The 3,207-nt window shown below is 45.4% G+C and carries 4 protein-coding genes; 3 read left to right on the top strand and 1 reads right to left on the bottom strand.

Features of this window, described 5'->3' with window-relative positions; translation table 11 throughout:
- Positions 1–66: 66 nt before the first annotated feature.
- From IQ242_RS20570 to IQ242_RS20560, 3 genes are all read left to right on the top strand, one after another.
- Positions 67–336: a hypothetical protein gene (locus IQ242_RS20570; RefSeq protein WP_193961231.1), complete on the top strand. Its 270-nt coding sequence runs from the start codon at positions 67–69 to the stop codon at positions 334–336.
- 487 nt (positions 337–823) lie between these two features.
- A complete protein-coding gene (locus tag IQ242_RS20565; RefSeq protein ID WP_193961230.1) occupies positions 824–1,492 on the top strand; it encodes an energy-coupling factor ABC transporter ATP-binding protein in 669 nt (222 codons plus the stop codon).
- Positions 1,493–1,514: 22 nt separating this feature from the next.
- Positions 1,515–2,126 (top strand): NYN domain-containing protein, encoded by a 612-nt coding sequence (locus tag IQ242_RS20560; protein WP_002756828.1) that lies wholly within the window; start codon positions 1,515–1,517, stop codon positions 2,124–2,126.
- 128 nt (positions 2,127–2,254) lie between these two features.
- Here the strand turns inward: IQ242_RS20560 and sfsA are convergent, their stop codons facing one another.
- A complete protein-coding gene (sfsA, locus tag IQ242_RS20555; protein WP_193961229.1) occupies positions 2,255–2,974 on the bottom strand; it encodes a DNA/RNA nuclease SfsA in 720 nt (239 codons plus the stop codon).
- Positions 2,975–3,207 lie beyond the last annotated feature (233 nt).

The raw sequence follows: 3,207 nt of genomic DNA, 5'->3' as shown, positions 1-3,207 counted from the left end.
CCCCCAACACCCAACCCCTGCTATACAATGGTTTTTGACTTGTTTTTTGGAAGGGAACGCTAAACTATGTATTCGATCGATATTACCCTGAAACTCTCCCCCATCCCCATTTCCGTGCAGCGCAAGGAAGAAGCAGGAGCAGACGCTTTGTATCAAACAATTCTTAACGCCATGCGATCGCCGAATCCAGAATTATTAGAATTAACCTGCGAAAAACAAACCGATAAAAAGGTGGCGGTTTTGAGCGATCAGATCAGTGCGGTGATTGTTTCACAAAAATCCGGGGCTGCCTCCACTGGTAGAGCACCGGGGTTTGTCGCTTTAGCCACAGAATAGTTCTTTAATCAGTTATCAGTGAGCAGTAATCAGTAATCAGTGAAAAGAAAACGGCAACCACCTACATAACACTTTCTACTCAAAACTCAAATCTGATAACTGATAAGCTGTTCATAATTTAAATTGCTTGTTGAGACGAGGCAAGAGGCACTCTTGCAAGAGGCAACAGTAAAGGGATTGGAGGAGATTCGGCTGATCATTAAGAATAAGCGGTTTAAATAGGGTTTGCGGCAAAAAGTACGGGCGAAGCATTCGGATAGAAAATCTACGGTTTCATCGATAGGTTATTGCCCGAATGCTTCGCCCCTACAGGACTCGGGCCGATGAAGACGCAAGGTTTGGAAGCACGATTCTCTCAAAATCTTGCACCTGTGGGAGCAAGAAAAGCCACAAAACCCCTATCTTGCCTACATTTCACATTGATTCAGCAAGCCTTAAATAAGTCTTAGCTTAACTGATAACTGATCACTGAAAAGGCTGATAATTCATGACTATAAAAGTAACAGACCTCTGCTTTAGCTGGCCGAATGGGAAATCAGTATTAAATGGCTGCTCTTTGCAAGTTCCCAGAGGAGAATTTTGGATGTTGTTGGGGACAAATGGCAGCGGTAAATCAACCCTGCTGCGGCTCTTAGCGGGATTATTAAAACCTAGTCGCGGGGAAATAGAGATACCTAACCCCCTCGGTTTTGTTTTTCAAAATCCCGACCATCAGTTAGTTATGCCAACAGTGGGGGCAGATGTGGCTTTTGGGTTGGTATCCGAGGGTTTATCCACGCCGGCAATTCGGGCGCGAGTGCGGGAATCCCTAGGGGCGGTGAATTTATTAGAAATGGAAAAACGACCGATCTATGCTCTCAGTGGCGGACAAAAGCAAAGAATCGCCATTGCGGGGGCTTTAGCTCGTCATTGCGAGGTTTTGCTCTTTGATGAACCCACCGCCCTTTTGGATGGGGATACTCAGTTAGAATTAGTCTCTCAAGTGCAGAAATTGGTCAAAAACCGGGGAATTACAGCCCTTTGGGTGACGCATCGCCTTGATGAATTGGATTACAGCGATGGAGCATTTTTGTTAGAGGGTGGTAAGGTAACGGATCAGGGAAATGCCCTAGAATTAAAAGCGAGATTATTGGCAAGTGCGGCAGTCGAATCTTAAATTTTTTGTTAATATCATTAAGATGCTGTTTTTTAGAACTGCCCTTAATGCTACACCAATTACTCTCAAAGCCATGGTTAATTCCTCTGATCGTTCCCTTCTGCTGGTTGACGGCTACAACGTCATCGGTGCTTGGCCGTCCCTGAAAAAAATTAGCGATCGCCACGGTCTCGAACCGGCGCGAGACAAGTTAATTGAAACCCTAATCGGTTACACCCACCATCAGGGTTATCAAACCCAAATCGTCTTCGATTCCTACCTTCAAGATACCCCCGGCAGCCAGGAACGCTACACTAACCATTTATCGGTTTATTTTACCGCTCACGCTCAAACCGCCGACACCTATATCGAGAAAACCTGTGCCGATTTTTGGCACGATCGCGCCCCAGCTATCGGACGGATTATCGTCGCCACCTCTGATAATGCCCAAAAAATGACCGTTATGGGTTATGGGGCCCAGTGGATTTCCGCTCAACGTCTCGAAATCGAGGTGGATTTAACCGGTCGTCGTCTGAGACAATCCCAGAGTTCTTCTCAAAGTCCCAAAGGGCGTTTTTTATTCCATTCTCTCGATGCTCAGGTGCAACAGAAATTAGAGAAAATGCGCCACGGAATTAGTTACCAAAAACCTTGACAAATTACCCCAAATATGTATCGACAAAATCCCCATTAGAGGCACAGGTAACTGTGTCTCTAAGCTTTTCAAGGTCAGTTGCGGTCTAGGGGATTTTGTCAAAAGCTGGCCCCTCTAAACCACTGGTTTCACAGTTGCAATTCTGCTAAACCTAAATAATAAATTCCCGTGGGGGTCACTTGCAAGCGACAGGGTAAAACCTTGACTCCTTTAGCCACTGCTTGACGCAATAACTGCCCGTATTTAGTATCCTTACTATCCCCCGGAGCAAATCGGTCACAATCACCCCGATTAATAAAGTAGAGCATAATCGCTTCCGCTGCCGGCAATAAAGCCATTAATTCCTGTAAATGCTTCTGTCCTCGCGTGGTGACAGTATCGGGAAAAAGTGCCGTTTCTCCCTGATTCCAAGTGGTATTTTTGACCTCGATATAGGTGAGGGAATTATCCCCATGGGTCAACAGAAAATCAATTCTACTGCCGTTATTTTGACCGTAGGCCACTTCCGATCGCACTTCGGTGTCATTTTTGACCAAATCGGGAAAAACTCCTTGCAACAGGGCATTTTTCACCACCTGATTAGGAAGATTGGTATTAACTCCCACCCAAGTCTCCCCCAGTTGAATCATCTCCCAGGTATAAGCTAATTTTCGCTTCGGGTTATCACTGCGAGAAAGATAAACCGGTTGACCTTCTACGCATACATCCGTCATCGGTCCGGTATTAGCGCAATGGGCCGTAATTAATTCTCCGTTGTCCAGTTGTATATCGGCAAAAAAGCGTTTGTAACGTTTAATTAAAATACCCTTGACAAGAGAAGGGTAAGTGTGAACCAACAAGGAAGTCATCAAATTTTCGCCAGGCTATATAAGGTAAAGAATAGCCTTTTTTTGGGAGCTTAACCTGAAGACAGGAGACCCTTCAGTTATCAGTGAACAGTGATCAGTAAACAGTAATCATCGGAAATTTTGGGTCTGAAACCCCGCCGTTCTAGGTTGGCTTTACGTTAGAATTAAAAGGCCAGTCTCGAAAACCAAGTGGACGGCGCAGCACCTTGAAAACTCGGCTTAGGGGGTTCCGA

Origin of the sequence: Microcystis sp. LEGE 08355, assembly GCF_015207185.1 — a bacterium.
GTDB lineage: Bacteria > Cyanobacteriota > Cyanobacteriia > Cyanobacteriales > Microcystaceae > Microcystis > Microcystis panniformis.
The sequence above is the reverse complement of the archived record's forward strand: the minus strand, read 5'-3'. Positions and strand labels throughout refer to the sequence as shown.

Excerpts from the sequence above, each read along its gene's own strand:
- IQ242_RS20565 (WP_193961230.1), top strand. The coding sequence starts at position 824 with ATGACTATAAAAGTAACAGACCTCTGCTTTAGCTGGCCGAATGGGAAA.
- IQ242_RS20570 (WP_193961231.1), top strand. The coding sequence starts at position 67 with ATGTATTCGATCGATATTACCCTGAAACTCTCCCCCATCCCCATTTCC.
- sfsA (WP_193961229.1), bottom strand. The coding sequence starts at position 2,974 with ATGACTTCCTTGTTGGTTCACACTTACCCTTCTCTTGTCAAGGGTATT.
- IQ242_RS20560 (WP_002756828.1), top strand. The coding sequence starts at position 1,515 with ATGCTGTTTTTTAGAACTGCCCTTAATGCTACACCAATTACTCTCAAA.